Origin of the sequence: Calidithermus terrae (assembly GCF_003574345.1) — a bacterium.
GTDB classification, from domain to species: Bacteria; Deinococcota; Deinococci; order Deinococcales; family Thermaceae; genus Calidithermus; species Calidithermus chliarophilus.
The window spans coordinates 1-907 of sequence record NZ_QXDL01000451.1 but is presented as its reverse complement, the minus strand read 5'-3'; the positions used below and the strand labels follow the sequence as shown (position 1 = coordinate 907).

At 68.9% G+C, this 907-nt stretch carries 1 pseudogene; it reads right to left on the bottom strand.

Going from position 1 to position 907, the window contains the following annotated elements:
• Positions 1-188: 188 nt before the first annotated feature.
• A pseudogene (locus Mterra_RS23345) lies at positions 189-503 on the bottom strand (VWA domain-containing protein); the annotation flags it as partial.
• Positions 504-907 lie beyond the last annotated feature (404 nt).

The window sequence follows — 907 nt, the reverse complement described above, 5'->3', positions numbered from 1 at the left end:
AGCGGGCGGTGAACCCCGCCGAGTTCGCCTCCAAGGCCAAGTTCAGCCCCTGGGCGGGCTGGGAGCTGCGGGGCTGGCCGGTGATGACGCTGGTGGAAGGGCGCGTGGCCTGGGCGCACGAGCGCCTCGTCGAAGGTGTTGCCGTCGGTGAGGAGGATCAGGCGGCGGCTGCCGGACTCGTTCTCGAGCAGGCGCATGGCCTCCTGCATCCCCGCGCCCATGTGGGTGCCGCCGGAGTACTGCGTCAGGCGCTCGGCGGCCGAGACCAGGCGCACCTTCTCGCTCGCCGGGGTGAAGGGCTGCACCACGCGGGCGTCGTCGTCGAACTTGACGAGGGCCAGGCGGTCGGAGGGCTGGAGCTGGGGGCTGTTGAGGAGGTTCTGCAGCGCCTCCACCACCAGGTCCATCTTGCTCTTGGCCCCGCGCACCACCTCGTAGTCCTTGCCGTCGACGCGGATGCTCTGGCCGGTGCGCTCGGTGGGCTCGGTGACTACCTCGCGCATCGAGCCCGAGGTATCGACGACGAAGGCCACCGCGAGCTGGGGGCGGGCGTTGGCGACTTCGGCGGCGGGCCGGACCTTGAGCGCCAGGAACAGCTTCTGTCCCGGCTGGTTGGCGGTCAGGTATTCCCGGTGGGGTTGAACGCTTACCTCCAGCATGAGTCCTAGCCTCCTTCAGTAGCCCTAGAGTATCCCCCAGCCTTGCCAAACGCCAAATCACGCTGGAATGGCAGCGGCCAAAGCCGTAACCGTGCCAGGGGGGGTGCTTTTTTGTGCTGGTGAGGGGGCGTGTTGCGGTGCTGTGGTTTGGCGGTGTCGGTTCCGCCGTCGGGGGAGCGAGGGGGGGGCCATTCCACATGGCGAGGGCATCGCGGTACGCGACCCGGCGTACGCCGGAAACCTGCTCC